The sequence below is a fragment of the Lawsonibacter asaccharolyticus genome, assembly GCF_022453915.1.
GTDB lineage: Bacteria > Bacillota > Clostridia > Oscillospirales > Oscillospiraceae > Lawsonibacter > Lawsonibacter asaccharolyticus.
Genome location: NZ_CP091870.1, coordinates 1148085 through 1168107, shown reverse-complemented (window position 1 = coordinate 1168107; position 20023 = coordinate 1148085). Strand labels below are relative to the sequence as shown.

Genomic DNA, 20023 nt, shown 5'->3' with positions numbered 1-20023 from the left:
CCCTCAGATGGTCAGGTCCTGGTCCTCTTTCAGCTCCGCCGCCTGGCGGAACAGGGCAGACATCACCAGGAAAAGCAGGCCCGCCATCAGCGACACCGGAATGAACAAGGCTGTGAAGGTGAACAGCGGGGCTGCGCTCCTCAGCCGCAGGAACCACACCGCCATCCGCACTGCCGCCAGCAGGGCGATGCCCCAGCAGCTGGCCGCCGCCCGCTTCATGGACCGGGCATTGGACCGCTGAAAGGGAGTCTGGGCGATGATCGTGGACAGGATGCACCGGGCCTGCCACAGGAGCACGGCGGTACAGATGCCGCAGCCCAGGAAAAAGGCCGCGCTCCACCACACCTCCGGCCCGTACCCCGACCAGTCGCCTCCCAGCATGGCCAGGGGCCGCACCACCAGGATCTCCCATGCGGGCACACCAGCCCCCAGCAGGGAGCGCATGGTCCCCATCAGGGAGCTGATGCTGGGGTGTCCCATCCCCATCCCCTCATAGGCCATCATGGTATAGCCCGGCACCAGAGGCAGGACCAGCAGATTGAAGACAAATACCGCCAGCACCATCCCATACAGGACCTTGGCCATGCGGACGACCACGTTGTGTTCCATGAGCGCGGCTCCCTCCTTTGTAATTGCCCATATCCTACCACCTTAAAACACGATTGTCAATATATTTTTATCGTTTTTCGATAAATCCAAAGGGAAAAGAAACCTCCGGACGGGGGAGTCCGGAGACGCATCCCTTCAAAAACCGCTCTCTCTTTCTCTCACCAGCGCACGCGGCGCCACACTGACTGTTCCTATTACAGAGATAACTGTTTCTTTTCCATTACTATCTCTGTTACTGTTACGGGGCCCTATTTGCACGGGATCGTACAACCAGAGCCCCCTGCCGCGCCGGGGTGAGGGGGCCGTCATCCCACCAGTGCCCCGCCATAGCGCCGCAGCTCCTTCCGCCGCTGCCGCCAGTCCGGCATCAGCCGGTCCATCAGCCCGTAAAAGCCCGGCCCGTGGTCCGGGTGGACAAAGTGGACCAGCTCATGGAGGGCCACATAGTCCCGCAGGGTCTCCGGGCAGCGGGCCAGGGCGGTGTTCAGGGTGATGTAGCCCTGCCGCCAGTGGCAGTTGCCCCACTGGCTCTTCATACGGCGCAGCCTCAGCTCCGGCCAGGCCACCCCAAGGGGCTGCACCAGAGGATAGACCCGATCCAGCGCCTCCCCCAGCAGCCGCAGGCACTCCCGCCGGGCGGGCTCCGGCGGCAGCTCCGGCCCCGGGGCCCACTGCCGCTCCAGCGCCTGGATGATCCACCGGCATTTGGCCCGGACCATGGCGTCCGCCTCCTCTGCCGGGCAGCCCAGCGGCATCGACAGGCTCACCTGACCGTTCCGGACCCGGAGGTTGAGGTTTTTCACCCGCTTTCGGGTGAGCAGATAGGAGATGGGCCCCGCCGGAGTGTCCGTGATCCGCAGCTGCTCCATCCTGTTCCGCCCCCTCTCTGTACCCAGTCTTTCCATGGAGGATAACAGAATTTTGGAGAAAATGCAAGGGCGGTGAGTGCCTCAGCTCCGCCCGGTGTGCTCCCCCCATACCGCTCTCCCGGCGGCCGGTTCGGGTCGTACAACGGCGCCCCTCTCCTCAGCCCCTGTGCAGGGCGGCATATGCTGTGCCGGATGAGGAGGGCAATCGCCCCAGAAGGCCGGGCGGGTCTGGGCCTCGCCCCTGCACAGGGGCCGGGAGGGGTGCGCACCATACAGGGCCCGAAGCCACGGCACACGGCCCGTGGGCCGGCATTTCTCCCCAAACAAAGGCCGCGGGCGGCCTGACAGCCGCCCGCTTCTCCCATTTTATTTTCCCTGCTGGGCCCGCCAGAGGGCCTGGACCTGCGCCGTTCCCGCCGTGTACCATCCGGGCTCCTCCGCCGTCTCCACGGTTCCCGGCTCCGGCACCACGCTGCTCAGCACACCGGCGCCGCCGCCGCTGCCGTCCGGGGCTTTCAGCCCTTCAAACCAGCCGTAGTCCTCCGGGGTGCCCCCCACCAGGAAATAGTGGAGCACCCCCTCCCCGTCGGTGTAGGTGTGGACGTAGGGGGTGTCCTCGTCCACCAGATCGGTGATATCGGTCCGCTCGCCGCCGGCCACGAACCACAGCCGTCCCGCTTCCAGAGAGACCACCAGCGGCTCCCCCTCTTCTCCCTTCCCGTCCGACATGGTGACGGACCCATAGCCCTCTCCGATGGTCACCTGGCCTCCGGAGGCCATCTGATAGATCCTCTCTCCCCAGGTCCAGGCCACCAGGCCCAGGCAGGCCGCCGCGGCCACGGCCGCGATCACGGCCCGGCGGAGCTTCCGTCTTCTCCGTCCGGCCACCTGTCCCAGCACCCGCTGGCGCACCCGCTCCCCATCCACCAGTCCCGGCTGGGGGACAGGCTCACTCTCCTGATCCTGATACTCGTTCATCAGGCTTGAGATCTTCAGCTTCTTCAACACAAAACCCCGCTTTCCGCAAATGTTCCTTCAGCTTCTCCCGGCCCCGGCGGAGCCGGGTCTTGGCGGTGGACGGGTTGAGCCCCATCTCCTCCGCCGCCCGGGCCACCGTCTGGCCGTAGTAGTAGTGCCGGACGAAGAGCTCCCGGTCCGGCCTCTCCAGCTCTCCCAGGGCCCGCCGGACCAGCTCCGCCTGCTCCCGCTCCTCCAGCAGGCGCTGGGGGCCGTCCTCCGCCAGACAGAGCACGTCCTCCTCCAGCGCCAGGATCTCCCGGCTGGCCCGCAGGCGGTTCAGCGCCCGGTTCCGGGCCACCTTTCCCAGCCAGCCCCGGATCTGCTCCGGGCGCAGCGCCTTCCGGTGCTCCCAGGCCGACAGGAACACGTCCGCTGTCAGCTCCTCCCAGTCCTGGGGCCGGCCGGGCAGCACCCGGGCGGCCACCGCGGCCACATAGGGGGTATAGCGGCTCATCAGCTCCTCCAGCCCCCGGGGGTCCCCCCGGCGCAGGGCCCGCCACATCTCCTGTTCCTGAATGGGTGTCACATCCTTTCCCTGAAACGCGTTTCACCCCTATAAACACAGAAGACGGGCTTTTGGTTTCAATTTGCGGCGTATTTGTCTGAATCTTGCCTACCAGCGGTCGTCCACCTTCTCCGCGAAGCCCAGAAGCTCCTTCAGCCGGACCGCCGTGCCGTCGTCCAGCACCGCGGTGCCGGTGAAGCTGCCGAATACCTGGTGCTGGCCGGACCGCACCACGCCGGCACTGGGGCAGGCCGCCCGGTCCAGGATGGGGCGGAACTTCATCCGAAAGCGCCGGTCGTCGCTGTCGAAGGTCCAGGGGGCCAGGTAGTGCTCCCGTCCGTTCTTCCGTGGGATATGGAAGGTCACCTGGGAGAGCTTGTGGAGTTTCCCGCCATAAAACAGGGCGTTCTCCGTGGCGGCGGAGGTGTCCCCGAAGCCGTATCCGATGTTGAAGCCGAATGGGACCCCGTCCACCATGCCGGAGGCGGAGCCCCAGTACCAGGTGCCGCGGCAGGTCCACACCCCTCTGCCCCAGTCCAGCACCGCGAAGGAGTCCTCCGGGTCAAAGACATACTCCCGGTCCCCCAGAGTGACCTTTCCCTGGGCCCGCATGCAGTTGATCTTCTGGTTGAAATAGAACTGCCCCGGCTTTTCAAAGGGCGTGCACATCACGATGGACTCCTCCGGCTCCTGGGTGAGCAGGATCTGGGCGTCCAGCGCCTGCCCGTCCCGGAAGCGGTCCATATGGGCGTGGAGGGTGCGCCCCTCTCCCTCATGCTGGAACAGCAGGCCGTAGCCCCGCCCGGCCCTGGCGCAGCTGCCCCGGAGAGAGCTCTGGGGCAGCCCTGTCCCGCCCAGAGGCATGAGCCGCATGGGGCTGCGGGTCACCTGCCATCCCTCCCAGAGGTCGATCAGGGAGATGGAGTCCATCCCCATGTAGCGGTTGTCCGAAATGGTGAGGGCCAGGGCGCACTGGCGGTTCATCACCAGATAGCAGTCCCTCTCCTTCAGACGGAGAGGGCCGCCCCTCACCTTGGAGCGGTCGTACACAGGCAGCAGCCTCCGGGCCCACCCCGGCTGGGTCAGCTCCCCCTGCTCGTCCAGCAGCGGGATGGCCTGTGTGATCTCATGCTGCATCAGTCGTGCCTCCTTTCCGCCGGAGTCCCGCCGGCGTTCCACAGGGCTATTTTACCATCGATCTCAGGGAAAAGAAAGGGCCAACGGGGGCCGCACATCCGTGCGGCCCCCGTTGGAGACTCTCGAAAAAGGCACAAGTGCCTTTTTCGAGAAGAGGCTGCATGGCGTGTGGGACTCGATTTCATGCGAAATAGTCGCCCCGCCCGCCATGAGAAGTGTCATTTCCGAGGCTCATGTCCTCGGAAATGACGGATTTAAATTGAATTCCGTCGCCTGCGGGCGACGGAACTCTGCGAGGCTTCATGTGGGAGGGGGGGTTCGACAAGCTGCAGCGGGGGCCGCACATCCGTGCGGCCCCCGCTGGTCTTACCGGTACCGGGACAGGTCCAGCTGTTCCACCTCCGGCCCCTGCTGGAAATAATCCTGGTCCATATACAGTCCGAACATCCCGATCAGCGCCTCCAGGCACGGGGTCTCCACCCCCAGCTTTCGGCCCAGGCGCACATAGGGCACCAGGCCATAGGGCAGGTCCTCCGTAAGATACCGGTGGTCCAGGGTCCTGGGGCCCTTGGTGACGGAATAGGCCGGCGTGTTGTGCAGCACATTGTACAGGCTCTCCTGGGGCTCCGTCCAGAAGGAATTGAGCATCTCCAGCTCTGTGGGGGCGGACACGCCGCAGGCGCGGACCACCGCCACCCGCTCCCTGTCGATCTTCTCCATAAAGCTGGCCACCCTGGGGGTCACTCCTGTCCCGAAGAGCAGGAAGTCCTCCCCGTTCTCCATCCGGGTGATGTTGAACAGGGCCAGCGGCCCGTGGGAGATGGGGTTGGAGTTGTTCAGCGAGGTCTCCAGCACATTGGCCGCAGGGCACAGCTGAGGGAATACAGGGGCGAGCCGCTCCAGCACCCCGGCGGTATCCTCCGGCCTGACGCATGCCAGTCCCATGCTCTTTTTGACGGTCTTCAGATAGACCGCGTCCGGCGCGGGGGAGCTGCACAGGATCAGCTGTCCCCCCGTCTCCCCGATGGGGCAGCCCTTCCGCTCCGCCTCCGCTCCCAGCTCCATATCAAATTCCACCGCGCCCCAGCAGCAGTTGGTCACCAGGATGATCTGCCCCGGCCGCAGCACGCCCCTCAGCCCCGCCGCCAGCGGGCGGTGTCCCGCCGCCACCGTGCACACCAGGATCACGTCGCTGTCCCCGCAGTCCTCCAGCTGTGTGGTCACCGGGACAGGGAAGCGCCCCTCCACCACGCCGGTGGCGGAGATCCCCCGGGCCTGGATGGGCGCCAGCCGCTCCTGGCTCCGGTCATAGAGAAGGACCTGATGCCCCCCGTGGGACAAAAATGCGCTGTACGCCTTTCCGGTATTTCCCGCTCCCAAAATCGCAAACTTCATATTCTGCTTCCCCTACCTTTGAAAGTTTGTTCTATTAGAGCATAAAGCAGGGAATTTTTCAACTCCTCTCTTTCCGTGCATCTTCCCATCCTTGTGCGGAATATCCAAGATCTCACCCCCCGGGCCGCCTTATCCAGGCATATTCCCTCATGTTTTCCAGCCCCGGCCCCGGCTGAGAGCCTGACCACAAACACGGGATGCAGAAGCATACAAAATTTATCCGCCGGTTTTAGACATTTTTTGCAGCTCCCCAGGCCGCTCTGGGGGAAAAACCTATGGCTTCCTCAATGTCACAACCAATTGCTTGTTGATTTTTTCATTTTTCTGTTAGACTTAGTTTGTGTCTGGCACTAAAATAGCTTTATCATGAACAGATGGGAACATTCTGTTCAAAAGTGGGGTCCCACCCTTTTCGGCACAAGGTTCCGTGTCGGAAGCCGAGCCGTCCGGAATCTTCCATTCCCCTGCAATGTGTGTGATTACAAGAAAAGCTTAGGGAGGTCATCCATCTATGGAAATGGAAGTCAAAAAGAAAGGATTGTTGGAACGGTTTTTACGGGGTGTTGAAGTCTTAGGAAACAAGATCCCCAATCCAATGCTGCTGTTTATCTCACTTTGTATTATCGTCGTTCTTGCCTCTGCAATTTGCTCCTTTTTTAATGTCAGCGCGGTAAACCCCGTCACTGGTGAGACCGTAGAGGTTGTCAACCTGCTCACCAAAGATGGCTTTATCCGCATGTTGACCAATTTTGTTACCAACTTCACTGGCACCTCTGCCATGGGTCTGACCCTGACCTGTATGCTGGGCGTCGGCGTGGCCGAGGCCTCCGGCCTTTTCCAGGTTGCTCTGCGCGGCCTGGCGAAGGCGAAGGGCGCTGACCTGAAGATCATTATTGTTTTCATCACTGTGTGCGTTCTGGCCGACTGTGCGGGCGGCGCTGGCTTTGTCGTTCTTCCCCCTCTGGGTGCCATGCTCTGGTCTGCCATGGGCCGCAATCCCTTTGCTGGCATGTTTGCGGCCTACGCTTCTGTCACCGGCGCATTTGCTTCCAATATTCTAATTACCTCCATGGACGTGATCAACATGGGCTTCACCGAGGCAGCTGCCCAGATGTTGGTTCCCGAGATTTCTTTAAGTCCCTCCATGAACTGGTACTTCTCCGCGGTATCGGCAGTCTGCTTGGTCATTGTCTCCACCCTGGTCACCCTAAAGGTCGTGGAGCCCCGCCTCGGCGTCTACACCGGAACCTATTCCCCCATCTCCGATGAGACTTCCCCTATGGACCAAAAGGGTCTGAAAGCCGCTTTGATTGCTTTTCTGACCTATATCGCAGTCATTGTCGTGTTGTGCATCACTGGCGTACTGGCCGATGAAAACGGCTCTCTCATCAGTTCTAAGGCTCCCCTCATGTCTGGCATGACTGTGCTGATCGCCCTGATGTTCGCCATCCCCGGCATCGCCTTCGGTTATGGTTCCGGCCGCTTCAAGAAATTTGACGATGTCGCCGCCGCCATGAGCACGGCTATGGGCAATATGGCGACTTATATTGCACTTTTCTATTTCATTGCCCAGTTCCTGAAATACTTTGACTGGTCCAATCTGGGGCTTGTCATTGCGATCAAGGGTGCCAACGCTCTGGAAGCCTCCGGCCTGCCCATCTGGATGATCCTGGTTCTGTTCGTCCTGATGTGCTGTTTCTTGAATCTGCTGATCGGCTCCGCCTCCACCAAGTGGTCCATCCTGGCCAGCGTGTTCGTGCCCATGTTCATGCTGATGGGCTACTCCCCCGCCCTGGTCCAGATGGCCTACCGCATCGGCGACGCAGTTACCAATCCCATGAATGTGTCTGACGCCTACTTCGGCATGCTGCTGGCCCTGGCCCAGAAATATGACAAGAAGGCCGGCTTCGGCACCCTGATGTCCAATACCATGCCTTACGTCATTGCGTTCTTCCTCTTCATGGTCGCAGAGCTGTTGATCTACTTCTTCCTTGGGTTGCCGCTGGGTCCCAACAGCCCGGTCCATTTCTCCATGTAACTCTCACTTTTTATGAAAAATGTGTATCTCAGGAGGTCATCTATGAATGTTTTAGACGAAAAGCGCTCCAGCCCGGAGCTGCGCGGCTATGTCAAGGAGCGCATCCGGAAGATGCAGGACGTCATGGCCCGCAAAGGGGTGGATGTCACCATCCTCATGCGCCCCGAGAACGTGTTCTACTTCAGCAACTTCAACCCCATCCTCATCAGCCACGTCCCCTACTTCATCCTCACCCGGGATGACGCCTTTCTGCTGGTCCACTGCATCCGCCACGACCACGCCGTCAATGAGGGCGCGGTGGACAAGGTCCTGTGCTACGGCAAGTGGGGCGCCACCCAGGCCGTGGCCATGGACGCCATGGACGCCATGCGGGAGCTTCTGGGCGGCGGCCCCCTCACCGTGGGCGTGGAGGGCGACTACGCCAGCATGAACTTCCTGGACCGCCTGAAGACGAAGCTCCAGGTCAAGGGCTATGTGGATATCGCCCAGGACGCCGTGGACCTGCGGCTCATCAAGGACCCCCACGAGATCAAGATGTGCCGCATCTCCGGCGAGCTGGTGGACCTGGGTGTCACCCGGGCCATCGAGGCCCTGGAGGGCGGCGCCAGCGAGGCTCAGGCCGCCACCGAGGGACAGTACGCCATGCGCAACCGCTGGCATGAGAAGTATCAGCAGTACGAGGTGTCCGGCTTCTCCAACTCGGAGACCGCCGACATCGACACCTTCGTGGTCTGGTGCATGTCCAACGAGCGGCTCAACTACGGCTGTGACTGCCCCACCGGCTACGTCCCCATGCCCGGCGACCTGACCATGCCCATGAGCTGGGCGCGGATCGCGGGCTACAACGTGGAGAACGAGCGCACCGTCATCGTGGGCCATGTGAACGAGGAGCGCACCCGGGCCTATGACGCCATGCTCCGGGCCCGGGACAACATCTTCCGCATGCTCCGCCCCGGCGCCATCTTCGAGGACCTGTACTTCGCCGCCATGAAGGAGTACGAGGACGCCGGTTTCGGCAGCATCCTCCCCGGCCGCTGCGGCCATGGGATGGGCCTGTCCACCCACGAGTTCCCCTCCGTCACCAAGGGCAACAAGGCCCCCCTGGCTCCCGGCATGATCCTCACGGTGGAGCCCGGCCTGATGAGCGCAGAGCTGGGCGCGGTGCGCAACAGCGACACAGTGCTCATCACCGAGGACGGGTTCGAGTTTTTGACCAACTCCCCCCGGGACAAGATCATCATCAAAAAAGGCTGAACCTGACCGGCCCGCCTCTGCTGGAGGCGGGCCGGAGCTTGACGCAGGCGCACGAGAGCGCCATAAAAAAGGAGCTGTGATCTCATGACAAAAAAAGAACGCATCCAGGCCGCCATCCGCGGCGAGAAGCCGGACAAGATGCCCTACTCCTTCTGGACCCACATGCCGGGCACCGATCTGGACCCGGAGGCCATCTCCCAGAAGACCTATGAGTTCTACAAAAAATATGACTTCGACTTCGTCAAGACCATGAACAACGGCATGTACGCCATCGAGGACTTCGGCTGCACCGTGGACTACTCCGAGATCGTCAAGGGCGGCGTGGCCAAGGTGGTGAGCACCCCCATCTCCTGCGCCGCCGATTGGCGGAAGCTGACGGTCTGCCCCTGCACCCAGGGCAGCAACGCCCGGGAGCTGCGCCATCTGCAGCTGGTCCTGGAGAAGCTGAAGGGCGAGGAGGTCCCCGTCATCTTCACCGCCTTCACCCCCATCACCATCGCAGACAAGATCAGTGGCGGGAAGCTGATCTCCTACATCGAGGAGGGCCATGGCGACGATGTCAAGGCGGCGCTGGAGGTCATCACCGAGACCACCGCCCAGCTGGTGGCCGCGGCCATCGACATGGGGGCCGACGGGATCTTCCTGGCCTCCCAGATGAGCTCCTATGACAAGTGTACGGACCGCCAGTATCTGGAGTACGGCAAGCCCTACGACCTGCGGGTGCTGGAGGCCGCCGGGAAGGGCTGGATGAACACCATCCACTGCCACGGAGACCACATCATGTTCCACATCCTCAAGGATTACCCCGTCCAGGTCTTCAACTGGCACGCCTGGGAATCCCTGCCCGCCCTGGACGAGGCCTATGCCCTCACCGGCAAGTGCCTCATGGGCGGCCTGAGCCGGACCGACATCACCCAGCAGAACCGGGGCGCCATCCAGAATCAGATCTTCCAGTGCTTCAAGCTCCTGGGCGGACGGCATCAGATCCTCACCCCGGGCTGCGTCATCCGCTACCCCCTGGACGACGACATGCTCTCCTTTATCGGGACGACTCGAAATGAAATTGAGGCGGTATTTGACCAGCGCTGACGCCGCTGTAAATTTCCCGGGCCAGGCTGATGAATTCCCGGCCCGCCCGGGTGAGCAGCTTGCTCTTCAGGCGGCAGACTGAGATCTGGAACCGGCCGATCCCGCTGGTATCCAGCAGGAAAATAGAGAGCCTGTCCAGCCCCTCCTGGCTGAACAGGGGGGTGCTCCCGTGGCCGGAGAGCCGCTGGTCGGGTGACAGGAAGGTCAGAGGCAGCACACAGGCCCCCATTCCCTCCATGCACAGGGATGCCTCCGTGATCAGATTCTGGGTTGAGACCACCACCTCCGGCTCTATCCCGGCGTTCCGGCACAGGGTCTGAAAGACCCGGCCGTTCATGGTCTCCGGATGCTGCACCACAAAGGGCAGCTCCGCAAAGCGGTCCATGGACAGGGCGCCCTCCCCCAGCTTCCGGTCCAGATGGTGCTCCTTCATCAGCCGGTCAGGGACCAGCACCACGAACTTTTCCTCAAACAGCGGCGTCACCGCCAGCTCCTCCGTGTTTTCGGGCTGATAGCCGATGCACAGGTCGGCTGTGCCATCGTACAGCGCATCCGCGATGTTCCCGCTGACGGTCCCCTCCACCAGATGGAGCCGGATCTGGGGGAAGAGCTGATGAAAGGCGGACAGCAGGGGCGGCAGCATGATGGTCCCCCGGGTCACCGGGATGCCCACGGTCAGCTCGCCCTGCCGGAAGTTCTTGATGTCCTGGACCTCCCGGGCGTAGTCGTCCACCGAGCTCAGGATCTCCCGGGCATGCTTCTGCAGGGCCCGTCCCGCATCGGTCAGGGTCATGGGGATGCCCCGGTCAAACAGCCTGACCCCGTAATATTCCTCCAGCTTGGAGATGTGGCTGCTCAGGGCCTGCTGCGAGATGAACAGGCGCTTGGCTGCCCGGGTGAAGTTCAGCTCCTCCGCCGCCGCCGCGAAGCATTTCAGACTGGTCAGACTGAACATGGCCGTCTCCTCCAATCAAACAGTTGTCTATCTCTTGCTTATTTTATTCGATTTGCTTGTGCTTTACAAGTGTTCATTTTCAGATACCACCCCAGATAGGAGAGCGATACAGCATGGATCAAGCACTTTATCAGAATCACCTCGGCATCCTTCGGGAGGAATTGCTGGTGGCCCTGGGCTGCACCGAGCCCATCGCCATCGCCTATGCCGGCGCCAAGGCGCGGCAGCTGCTGGGCGTAATGCCAGAGCACTGCCGGGTCCGGTGCAGCGGCAACATCATCAAAAACGTGAAGGGCGTCATCGTCCCCAACTCCGGCGGTATGCGCGGCATCGACGTGGCGGCCACCCTGGGCATCGTGGGCGGAGACCCGGACCGGGAGCTGGCCGTGCTGGAGACCGTGACGCCGGCGGATATCCAGACCACCCAGGCACTGGTGAAGGAGGGCTTCTGCACCTGCGAGCTGGTGGAGGACGTGGACAACCTGTATATCGTGGTGGAGCTGGAGGGCGGCGGACACTCCGCTGAGATCGAGATCCAGGAGCACCACAACAACATCACCTACATGAAGAAGGACGGCACGGTCCTGCTGGACAGCCGCCCCGACCCCAGCTGCAAAAAACAGAGCGGCGGTCCGGACCGGATGCTCCTCAATGTGGCCAACATCCTGGAATTCGCGGACACGGTGAAAATGGAGGATGTGGAGGAGCTCATCGGCCGCCAGATCGACTATAACACCGCCATCTCTGACGAGGGTCTCAAGGGCAACTACGGTGTGGAGACCGGCCGCATCCTTATGGAGAACGCGGGGAATGCCAGCGGGCTGAACCGTGTCCGCCTCCAGGCCCGGGCCGCCGCCGCCGCAGGCAGCGACGCCCGGATGAGCGGATGCTCCCTGCCGGTAGTCATCAACAGCGGCAGCGGCAACCAGGGCATCACTGTGACCATGCCCATCGTCATCTATGGGCGGGCCTGGCAGGCGGACCGGGAGCTGATCCTCCGCGCCCTGGTGCTGGCCAATCTGATCAGCGTGCATCAGAAGAAGTACATCGGCAGCCTCAGCGCCTACTGCGGCGCCACCAGCGCCGCCACCGGGGCCGCCTGCGGCGTGGCCTATATGATGCTCCGCCAGAAGGGGGAGCAGGAGCGGATCTATCAGATCCTCTGCGACACCATCACCAACAGCATCGAGACCCTGGGCGGCATGGTGTGCGACGGGGCCAAGGCCAGCTGTGCGGCCAAGATCGGCCTGGCGGTGGAGAACGCCCTGATGGCCCTGGAGCTGAGCCTGGCAGGCAACGTCTTCCAGCCCGGCGAGGGCATGACCATGGAGGACCCGGAGGACACCATCGCGGCAGTGGGCCGCATGGGCCGGGTGGGTATGAAGAGCACCGACGTAGAGATCCTGAACATCATGCTGGGGAACTGAAGCTGTCCCCAGACGATACGCGGCCGGACGGGAGCATCCTGTCCGGCCGCGGTCTTATTCTCCCCGCCTTCTCCCACCCCCACCTTAGCGGGGACTCTTTCAACAGCCTGAGGCCGGGCGGCTTTCGCCGTCCGGCCCTTTTCTCTCACCGGTACGATTTCTCTTGCCGGTGCGCCGGAAAATACCTATAATAGAACACAAACAAGACCACTCTATTGCTGGAGGAAGCCTATGAAACAGATTTCCTGGTACCGCAGCATCCGCTTCCGCATCCCTGCTGTCATCGCTCTCGTCCTTCTGGTCCCCATCGTGGTCTTCTGGCACTATTCCATGGAGCTGACCCGAAAAAATATGCTGAGTCAAACATCAAATCTGATCTATACCAACCTCTACGGGGCCTCTCTCCTGATGGATGATGTGATGGAGCAGGTCAGTGATTTCAGCCGGGAGATCAGTCAGGACCCCGGCTTTCTCTCTCTGATCTCCCAATACCAGCAGGCCGATGCCGGTTCTGACCAGCGCCAAAAAGCACGCAGCCAGCTCTCCCTGGCTCTGAGCCAGTATGTGGGCCAGCTGCGCACCCTGGATTCCATCTATCTCATGTTTCCCGAGACAGAGACAGTGGTTACCATGCTGCCCGGGCAGAAGGAGCTCTCCTTTTCCCACCACTATGCTCAGCAGCTGTACCAGATGTACTACGATGTTTTTGAGTCCCCCATCGTCTGGCACCTGCTCCCCTCCGCCGGCGGAGGCAGCCGGATGCTCTCCCATATCCGGCCGGTCTCAGGTCCTGCCCAGCAGGAAAAGTGCATCCTGATCTGCAATCTGAAGGACTCCGCCTGGCAGACCGCTCTTTCCGCTCTGGAGCTGTACTCCGGTTCTGTCTGGATCAGCAATTATGCAGGACAGGTGCTCCTCTCCTATGGGAGCACGCTTTCCACGTCCCAGAACATTGGCCAAGACAGCCGCTTTTCCCAGGCTTTTGCGCAAAACCGCCAGTATGGGACTTACTCCTACCAGGAGGATGGCACCGACTATCTGATCTCCTACTATAACGCCGTAGAGAGCGGATGGAAATATCTCTCCTGTGTCCCGGAAGATATCGTCCTCTCCGGCTCCGGCGGCGCTCGGGCCTTCTCTCTCCTTGCCCTGCTGTGCGGTGCCCTGGGCATCTCTCTGGGCAGTCTGATCCTGTACCGGTATGTGGTGAGGCCCATTTCCGCCCTTATGAGCCATCTGAGCGATATGGAGCAGGGCACACTCGCCCAGGCTCCAGTCCCGGTCCAGCGGGATGAGATCAGCCTGCTCTTCCACCGGTACAACCAAATGATCCAACGGCTGCAAAAGCTCATCGACGAGATCTATGTCCAGCAGCTGCTCCGAAAGCAGGCTGAGCTTTCGTTTCTCCAGTCCCAGATGGACGAGCACTTCCTGTACAATACTCTGAACACCATTTACAGCCAGGCCAGCCATGAACACGCGGACACCTCTGCCCGGATGATCCTGACCTTGTCCCGATATTTCCGGATCAGTCTCTCTCAGGGCAGCGACAAGCTCCCTCTGGACCAGCTGGCCGACCTGCTCCGCAGCTATCTCCAGCTCCAGCAGATGCGCTTCGGCCGCTCGCTTGTCTTTCAGATCCAGCGTTTCCCGGAGATGGAGCAGTTTGTGGCACTCAAATATCTCTTTCAGCCCATTGTGGAAAATTCCATCGTCCACGGTTTTGAAAAACGCCCCGCGCAGCACCGAATCGAGATCACATTTCAAAAAGAAGGCGACATGCTTTTCTTTCAGGTGGCCGACGACGGCATCGGGATCTCGCCCCAGGATCTGGGGCCCCTGCTGCGTCAGATCAATGGTGAGGGGCCCATCCAGGGGCGGAGCTTCGCTCTGCGCAATATCCATGAGCAGCTCTGCATTGCCTATGGGCCCCGGGATATCCACATAGAGAGCCGCCCCGGTGCGGGCACACGTGTTTTCTTTCGCATCCCTCTGGAAAGGAGAGAGCCCCATGTCTAACTATTCTTTATTAGTCGCTGATGACGAGGAGATCCCCCGCCGGCACATCCTGGAGGATATCTCCTGGGACACGCTGAACATCCGTCCCCTCTATCAGGCCTCCACCGGCTGGGAGGCCCTGGCCCTGCTTTTGAAACATCAGCCCGATATTCTCATCTTAGATATCCGAATGCCCGGCCTCAGCGGGCTTCAGCTCCTGGACGAGCTGGTCCTCCGGCACAGCTCTACAAAGGTCATCACATTGAGCGGTTACAGTGACTTTGAAGCGGCCAGGAAAATGCTTTCCAGCGGGATGGTGGTGGAATACCTGCTCAAACCCGCCTCCGAAGACGAGCTCTTTGAAGCTGTTTTCAAATGCATCGAGCGCATCGATCAGACCCGCGGCCCTGACGACCCGGTCCCTCTGGAAGAGCCCGGACCGGAACCTCCTTCTTTTCACGAGAACGCCCAGCCCCGCGGGAGCAAGGTCCTGCTCATCCAGCAGGTCAAGGAGTATCTTCAGGAAAACTACACCCAGCGCATCACCCTGAATTCCGCTGCCGCCCTGGTGTATCTCACCCCCACCTATCTCTCCAAGCTGTTTGCCGAGGTGGAAGGGATGGGATTTTCCGAATATCTTTCCGCTCTCCGCATCCAGCATGCCAAGGAGGCCCTTCTGGACTACCACAGGCGCATCTATGAGATCGCCGCCCAGGTCGGATATCAGGATGTGAAGCATTTTATGAAGGTCTTTAAAAAGCAGGTGGGGATGACCCCGCGGGAATACCGGGAGAGCCATCTGTTCTGAGGGAAGGCATAAAATAACACACCAAAATGAAAGATTGCCCCATTTACCCTGAAAAAGTTTCTGATACAATGTTGGTAGAGAGAGAAAGCAAACTTTTAAAGGGGGCGAATGGCCATATTACCAGAAAGGACCACTCTGCCATGAGACCGCTGACACCGCTTTTTCTCACCCTCGCTCTCCTGCTCTGCTCCTGCCGGACGTCCCTTCCCCCATCCTCCTCGCCCGCCTCTCAGGAGGCGGATCAGGGATCATACCGGATCGGCGTCAGTTTTCCCACCACCAGCCTGCTCTTCCGCAGCGCTATGTTTCAGCTTCTGGAGGAGTTCGATCTCTCCGAGGGATCTGTGGAGCTGATCCTGTGCGATGGGGAAAACAGCCAGGAGAAACAGAATCAGGACCTGGTAAATCTGATCGATGATCCTGTGGACGGGATCATCCTCATCCCCTATACCATGGAGGGCCCCCTTCCCGCGATCCAGTATGCCAACGACCGCGGCATCCCGGTCCTCACCTTGGACAACCGGGTAGAGTCCTCCTCCCTCTCCCGCACCATCGGATATGTGGGGGCTGAGCACGTCACCATGGGGGAACAGGCCGCCCGGCTGCTCATCTCCGCTCTGGAGGAGCATTTTCCTGACGCCGCCCAGTGGAACGTGATCTACCTCACCGGCATTCCCAACTCCTCCGGCGCCGTAGACCGGGACAAGGGGATCACCCAGGTACTCTCTCAGGAGCCCCGCATCCGTCTCCTGGGCACCTATAACGGGGAGTTCTCCCGCCTCAACGCTGAGAGCATCCTGGATGACTGCCTCAATGTTTACCCTGATCTCCATGGGGTCATCTGCCAAAATGACCTCATGGCCGAGGGCTGCTACCAGGCTCTGGTCCGCCGGGGGCTGGCCGGAGAGGTGGCTCTGGTGGGCATCGACGGCCAGCGTTCTGTGGTGGAGGAGATCGCCGCTGGCGGCATAGACGGCACTGTCATTCAATATCCCGATATGGCGCTGGAGGCCGTAGAAGAGATCTGCCGCTACCTGGACGGCGAGCCTCTGTCCTTCTCCAATTATCAGCAAACCGATATCATCACGCGGGAAAACGCCCAGTGGTATCTGGACCAGGATCTTCCCTGGTAGAGCCATTTCAAGATGAAGTCCTTCCAGCGGGCCCCTGGAAGATTTCATATCACCTTCCGGACCAGATTGAAAGGAGAATTACGATGAAAAAACTGACTGCGATCCTTCTGACCGGCGCCATTGCGGCGTCCCTCTCCGCCTGTTCCACTCAAGCCGAAGAGCCAGCCTCCCTGGGCATGGACCTGAGCCAGTACACGGTGGTCGACATCTCTCATCTTCAAGAAGCCGATATGCCGGCGGACCCCTCTCTCCAGCTCCCCCAGTCTGACTTCTTCGGCCGTATCGGCGTAGACGGCGGACTGCACAACCTGGAGGTCCTCAGCTATTGCGTCCACACTGGCACCCACATGGATGCTCCCTATCATGTCATCGAGACTGGCGGTGGGATCGACACCGTGGACCCTCTCATTCTGATCGGCCCCGCTTGTGTAGTAAAGCTGGATGTGCCCGCCGGCTCCTACGGCATCACAGTAGACGATGTCAAAGCCTGGGAGGAGGAGAACGGAGAGATCCAGTCCGGTGAGGCTGTCCTCTTCCATACCGGCCATGACGCCCTCTGGGAGACTGATCCCGACGAGTATATCACCAACTACCCCTATCTTCTCCCCGAGACTGCCCAATATATGGTGGACAAGGGAGTGCGCTATATCGCCATGGAGTCTATCTCTCCCGACACCACCACCACCGAGAGCCACCAGATCCTCCTGGGCAACGGCGTCGGCGTGGTAGAGAACGTGTGCAACCTGGGGGACATCGAGGCCGACCGCTGCTATACCATCGGCACCTTCCCCAACTCCCAGGGTGCCACCGGCGTCTGGACCCGGATCTTGGCACTCTATCCGTAAAACTTTGCAGTACAAATGCTGAAGGGCCGCCCCATCTGGGGCGGCCCTTCAGTTTGAGGAAAAAGAGTCCCTGGAGGACTTTTCCCTCAGCCGGCATCCCGATCCTTTTCCGCCCCGTCCAGGGCGGAAAAGCCCTCGCCTCGCTCTGCTCGCCGCCCCCTTGCGGAGCAAGGGCAGCGGGGGTTGGGATTTCCATTCGAGGCGGACTTCTGCCCCCTCGAACTCCCCCGCCCGATCCCAAAACATCTTCTCTGAAAAAAGGCTTTCAGCAAACTGAGCCGAAGGGCCGCCCCAGATGGAGCGGCCCTTCGGCTGATATAGAGGATTGAAGACAGGTAGCAAACAGGATGTCCCGATCAGGCGTCGTGGGACTTGGAGTGGCTGGGGGCGACGTACTGGCCGTTCTCCTTCTTGACCAGCTTGCCCTCCTTGACCAGCTCGTTGGGACTGTAAATGTCGTTGATGTTCCAGCAGCCGGGGGTGGGCACCACGATGTTCTCCATGGGGGCCTCCACCAGGAAGGGCTTGCCGGCCTTGTTGGCCTCGATGGCCTTCTCCAGGGCAGGCTTGAACTCGTCGGCGGAGGAGATGCAGATGGAGTCCACGCCGTAGGCCTTGGCCACGTCGGCCCAGCTGGGGGTGTAGCGCTCGCCGTTGGCGTCATAGAACACGGTGCCGAACTTGGTCTTGTAGTTGGCGTTCTCCAGGCCGGCGATGGTGCCGAAGGCGGCATTGTTCATGACCACCCAGGTGCAGGCGATTCCGTGCTCCACGGCGGCAGCCAGGCAGGAGGGGTTGATGCCGAAGCCGCCGTCGCCGGTGAGGTTCAGCACGATCTTATCGGGGGCAGCCAGCTTGCCGCCCAGGACGGCGGAGGGACCGAAGCCCATGGTGGCCAGGCCGGAGGAGTGGTGGATGGTGCCAGGCAGGGTGATATCGAACTCCTGGGCCACGCCGTTCTTGTTCCAGCCCACATCGGTGAAGATGATGGCGTCCTCGGGGATGACCTCCTTCACGTCCTTCAGGATGCGCTGGGGAGTCATGGGGAAGCGGCCGTCGCTGGAGATCGCCGCGTTGCTCTCCTTGAAGGCAGCCTTGGCCTTGGCGATCTGGGCCCGCAGCTCGGGGTTGCTCTTGCCCTTGGGGCAGATCTTCTTCACTTCCTCCAGGATCTGGGCCAGGCCGATCTTCAGGTCGCCGATAGCGCCGATCTCCACAGGGTAGTTGCGGCCGATCTCGTTGGGGTCGATGTCGATCTGCAGGAAGGTGGTCTTATCGGGATCGAAGGTGACGCCCTGATACCAGCTGGAGCTGTCGGCCTCGCCGAAGCGGGTGCCCAGGCCCAGGATCACGTCGGCATTGGTGGTCAGGGAGTGGGTGAACTCCAGGCCCCAGAAGCCGGTCTGGCCGATCATCAGGGGGTGCTGGTCGGACAGGCAGCCCTGGCCGGCCAGAGTGCGGGACACAGGGAGATCCAGGAACTCGGCCAGAGCGGCCAGCTCCTCGGAGGCCTGAGCCAGCAGGATGCCGCCGCCGGCGTGGAGGACGGGGTTCTTGGCCTCCACCAGCTTCTTGGCGATGGCCTTGGCGGCAGCGGGGTCCAGGGCGGGCTTCAGGGTCTCGTGGCTGTCCTTGTAGGTGCGGGCCCACAGCTCCTCGTCCATCTCACGGGAGAACATGTCCATGGGCACGTCCACCAGGACGGGGCCGGGACGGCCGGCCTCAGCCAGACGGAACGCCTTGTCCAGGATGTAGGGCAGGGCCTCCACATCGTCCACGCGCCAGCTGCGCTTGCACACGGGCTTGAGCATGCTGTACTGGTCGCCGTCCTCATGCATCTGGACCTCCTGATGGGGGTGACGGCCGAAGTAATAGCTGGGCACATCGCCCACGATGACCACCATGGGGATGGAGTCCAGGGAGGCGTTGGCCACGCCGGTGATGACGTTGGTCAGGCCGGGGCCCAGGTGGCACATGACCACGGAGGCCTTGTGGGTGATGCGGGCGTAGCCGTCAGCCGCGGTGGAGGCAATGGCCTCATGCCGGGTGCCGATGTACTCGATCTTCTTGCTGCGGGAAAGGGCGTCCAGCATGCCGATGACGGTGTGGCCGCACAGTCCGAACAGCTTGGTGACGCCCCGGCGCTCCAGGTAGTCCACCAACAGGTCAGATACCAGTTTCTTGCTCATAGTTCGATTCCTCCGTTTTTTGATTGTCTCGGTCTTCCGAATTTCAGGGGGGATTTACTGCTTCTGCGCCGCGATCTCGTTGAGCTTGTCGGCGATGGCACCGTAGCCGGAGAAGAAGCTGCACAGCAGGGGGGTCTTCACGTCCTTCAGGTCGGGCAGCAGGGCGCGCATGGACACCTGGGCCATCACGATGGCGTCATAGCCCATTTTGTCCAGCTCCCGGATGCTCTCCATCAGGATGCGGTTGTGCTCCTCGGGGTGGCCGGCCTGGAGAGCATCCCAGGCAGGGTTCTGGAGGTACTGGGTGCACTCCATCTTCTTGCCCTGCTCCGCGCCCACCTTCTCGATCAGCCGCTGGCTGGGGCCCAGGGTGGTCTCCAGGGTGGCGATCAGGGCGATCTTGGTGCCCAGCCGAACGGCCTCCTGGGCCATGGGCAGGTCGATCTTCATCACGGGGACGTTGACCTCTTTGGCGTAGATGTCCGCCACCTCGCCCACAGTGGAGCAGGAGTTGACGATCAGGTCCGCACCGGAGATCTCCGCCGCCTTGGCGTACAGGGTCATCCGGTCGATGACCGCCTGGCTGGGGCCGCCATTGGCCCGGACATCAGTGAGCAGGGTGCTGTCGGTGATGAATTCCACCCGCACGCCGGGGACCTTCTCCTTCAGGAAGGCGACGGTGTCCTCCCGCTTGGCGAAGCTGGTCTGAAGAATACACACATGAGGTGCTGCCATAGTTGGGTTCATCCTTT

General features: G+C 61.5%; 17 protein-coding genes. 8 read left to right on the top strand and 9 right to left on the bottom strand.

Going from position 1 to position 20023, the window contains the following annotated elements:
- Positions 1-3: 3 nt before the first annotated feature.
- The 6 genes from L9O85_RS05425 to L9O85_RS05400 all read right to left on the bottom strand — a co-directional run bounded on the left by L9O85_RS05425 (position 4) and on the right by L9O85_RS05400 (position 5535).
- Entirely contained in the window at positions 4-609 is a 606-nt protein-coding gene (locus L9O85_RS05425; protein WP_276854095.1) for a DUF2975 domain-containing protein, read from the bottom strand.
- A gap of 305 nt (positions 610-914) precedes the next feature.
- Positions 915-1478 carry a M48 family metallopeptidase gene (locus L9O85_RS05420; RefSeq protein WP_276854093.1) on the bottom strand — a complete coding sequence of 188 codons (564 nt, stop codon included), beginning with the start codon at positions 1476-1478 and terminating at the stop codon, positions 915-917.
- A 366-nt stretch (positions 1479-1844) separates the two neighbouring features.
- Entirely contained in the window at positions 1845-2483 is a 639-nt protein-coding gene (locus L9O85_RS05415) for a hypothetical protein (protein WP_133248321.1), read from the bottom strand.
- Positions 2428-3024 (bottom strand): RNA polymerase sigma factor, encoded by a 597-nt coding sequence (locus L9O85_RS05410; protein ID WP_301579794.1) that lies wholly within the window; start codon positions 3022-3024, stop codon positions 2428-2430. Before L9O85_RS05410 ends, L9O85_RS05415 begins: the two co-directional genes overlap by 56 nt.
- Before the next feature lie 87 nt (positions 3025-3111).
- Positions 3112-4140: a DUF2804 domain-containing protein gene (locus L9O85_RS05405; RefSeq protein ID WP_170116236.1), complete on the bottom strand. Its 1029-nt coding sequence runs from the start codon at positions 4138-4140 to the stop codon at positions 3112-3114.
- Between the two features lie 366 nt (positions 4141-4506).
- Entirely contained in the window at positions 4507-5535 is a 1029-nt protein-coding gene (locus L9O85_RS05400; protein ID WP_301579793.1) for an NAD/NADP octopine/nopaline dehydrogenase family protein, read from the bottom strand.
- A 595-nt stretch (positions 5536-6130) separates the two neighbouring features.
- On the opposite strand from L9O85_RS05400, the gene L9O85_RS05395 reads away from it, so the two are divergent.
- The 3 genes from L9O85_RS05395 (at position 6131) to L9O85_RS05385 (ending at position 9916) form a co-directional block, all read left to right on the top strand.
- A complete protein-coding gene (locus L9O85_RS05395; protein ID WP_301579792.1) occupies positions 6131-7573 on the top strand; it encodes an AbgT family transporter in 1443 nt (480 codons plus the stop codon).
- Positions 7574-7615: 42 nt separating this feature from the next.
- The gene (locus tag L9O85_RS05390) at positions 7616-8827 is read left to right on the top strand and encodes a M24 family metallopeptidase (protein ID WP_050624493.1); all 1212 of its coding nucleotides are present in this window, start codon (positions 7616-7618) and stop codon (positions 8825-8827) included.
- Positions 8828-8911: 84 nt separating this feature from the next.
- On the top strand, positions 8912-9916 hold the full coding sequence (locus L9O85_RS05385) for a uroporphyrinogen decarboxylase family protein (RefSeq protein ID WP_050624492.1): 1005 nt from the start codon (positions 8912-8914) through the stop codon (positions 9914-9916).
- Here the strand turns inward: L9O85_RS05385 and L9O85_RS05380 are convergent.
- The gene (locus tag L9O85_RS05380; RefSeq protein ID WP_050624491.1) at positions 9867-10871 is read right to left on the bottom strand and encodes a LysR family transcriptional regulator; all 1005 of its coding nucleotides are present in this window, start codon (positions 10869-10871) and stop codon (positions 9867-9869) included. The genes L9O85_RS05385 and L9O85_RS05380 overlap by 50 nt on opposite strands.
- Before the next feature lie 113 nt (positions 10872-10984).
- On the opposite strand from L9O85_RS05380, the gene L9O85_RS05375 reads away from it, so the two are divergent.
- The 5 genes from L9O85_RS05375 to L9O85_RS05355 all read left to right on the top strand — a co-directional run bounded on the left by L9O85_RS05375 (position 10985) and on the right by L9O85_RS05355 (position 17082).
- Positions 10985-12298 (top strand): serine dehydratase subunit alpha family protein, encoded by a 1314-nt coding sequence (locus L9O85_RS05375; RefSeq protein WP_050624490.1) that lies wholly within the window; start codon positions 10985-10987, stop codon positions 12296-12298.
- 231 nt (positions 12299-12529) lie between these two features.
- Complete coding sequence (locus tag L9O85_RS05370; protein WP_256183363.1) at positions 12530-14317, top strand: sensor histidine kinase; 1788 nt, start codon at positions 12530-12532, stop codon at positions 14315-14317.
- Positions 14310-15104, top strand: coding sequence for a response regulator transcription factor (locus L9O85_RS05365; protein ID WP_050624488.1), 795 nt, complete (start codon positions 14310-14312; stop codon positions 15102-15104). Before L9O85_RS05370 ends, L9O85_RS05365 begins: the two co-directional genes overlap by 8 nt.
- 140 nt (positions 15105-15244) lie before the next feature.
- Positions 15245-16237 (top strand): sugar ABC transporter substrate-binding protein, encoded by a 993-nt coding sequence (locus tag L9O85_RS05360; RefSeq protein WP_050624487.1) that lies wholly within the window; start codon positions 15245-15247, stop codon positions 16235-16237.
- A gap of 83 nt (positions 16238-16320) precedes the next feature.
- Positions 16321-17082 carry a cyclase family protein gene (locus L9O85_RS05355; protein ID WP_242850335.1) on the top strand — a complete coding sequence of 254 codons (762 nt, stop codon included), beginning with the start codon at positions 16321-16323 and terminating at the stop codon, positions 17080-17082.
- Between the two features lie 356 nt (positions 17083-17438).
- Here the strand turns inward: L9O85_RS05355 and L9O85_RS05350 are convergent, their stop codons facing one another.
- Together L9O85_RS05350 and L9O85_RS05345 are read right to left on the bottom strand one after the other, a co-directional pair.
- Positions 17439-19271: a thiamine pyrophosphate-binding protein gene (locus L9O85_RS05350; protein WP_108981450.1), complete on the bottom strand. Its 1833-nt coding sequence runs from the start codon at positions 19269-19271 to the stop codon at positions 17439-17441.
- Between the two features lie 54 nt (positions 19272-19325).
- Positions 19326-20006, bottom strand: coding sequence for an aspartate/glutamate racemase family protein (locus L9O85_RS05345; RefSeq protein WP_050624485.1), 681 nt, complete (start codon positions 20004-20006; stop codon positions 19326-19328).
- Between the last annotated feature and the right edge of the window lie 17 nt (positions 20007-20023).

What these genes read in the sequence shown, in the direction of transcription:
- L9O85_RS05350 (WP_108981450.1), bottom strand. Translation starts at nt 19,271, where the DNA reads ATGAGCAAGAAACTGGTATCTGACCTGTTGGTGGACTACCTGGAGCGC.
- L9O85_RS05420 (WP_276854093.1), bottom strand. Translation starts at nt 1,478, where the DNA reads ATGGAGCAGCTGCGGATCACGGACACTCCGGCGGGGCCCATCTCCTAT.
- L9O85_RS05360 (WP_050624487.1), top strand. Translation starts at nt 15,245, where the DNA reads ATGAGACCGCTGACACCGCTTTTTCTCACCCTCGCTCTCCTGCTCTGC.
- L9O85_RS05405 (WP_170116236.1), bottom strand. Translation starts at nt 4,140, where the DNA reads ATGCAGCATGAGATCACACAGGCCATCCCGCTGCTGGACGAGCAGGGG.
- L9O85_RS05425 (WP_276854095.1), bottom strand. Translation starts at nt 609, where the DNA reads ATGGAACACAACGTGGTCGTCCGCATGGCCAAGGTCCTGTATGGGATG.
- L9O85_RS05380 (WP_050624491.1), bottom strand. Translation starts at nt 10,871, where the DNA reads ATGTTCAGTCTGACCAGTCTGAAATGCTTCGCGGCGGCGGCGGAGGAG.
- L9O85_RS05385 (WP_050624492.1), top strand. Translation starts at nt 8,912, where the DNA reads ATGACAAAAAAAGAACGCATCCAGGCCGCCATCCGCGGCGAGAAGCCG.
- L9O85_RS05345 (WP_050624485.1), bottom strand. Translation starts at nt 20,006, where the DNA reads ATGGCAGCACCTCATGTGTGTATTCTTCAGACCAGCTTCGCCAAGCGG.
- L9O85_RS05395 (WP_301579792.1), top strand. Translation starts at nt 6,131, where the DNA reads ATGCTGCTGTTTATCTCACTTTGTATTATCGTCGTTCTTGCCTCTGCA.
- L9O85_RS05400 (WP_301579793.1), bottom strand. Translation starts at nt 5,535, where the DNA reads ATGAAGTTTGCGATTTTGGGAGCGGGAAATACCGGAAAGGCGTACAGC.
- L9O85_RS05355 (WP_242850335.1), top strand. Translation starts at nt 16,321, where the DNA reads ATGAAAAAACTGACTGCGATCCTTCTGACCGGCGCCATTGCGGCGTCC.
- L9O85_RS05365 (WP_050624488.1), top strand. Translation starts at nt 14,310, where the DNA reads ATGTCTAACTATTCTTTATTAGTCGCTGATGACGAGGAGATCCCCCGC.
- L9O85_RS05390 (WP_050624493.1), top strand. Translation starts at nt 7,616, where the DNA reads ATGAATGTTTTAGACGAAAAGCGCTCCAGCCCGGAGCTGCGCGGCTAT.
- L9O85_RS05370 (WP_256183363.1), top strand. Translation starts at nt 12,530, where the DNA reads ATGAAACAGATTTCCTGGTACCGCAGCATCCGCTTCCGCATCCCTGCT.
- L9O85_RS05375 (WP_050624490.1), top strand. Translation starts at nt 10,985, where the DNA reads ATGGATCAAGCACTTTATCAGAATCACCTCGGCATCCTTCGGGAGGAA.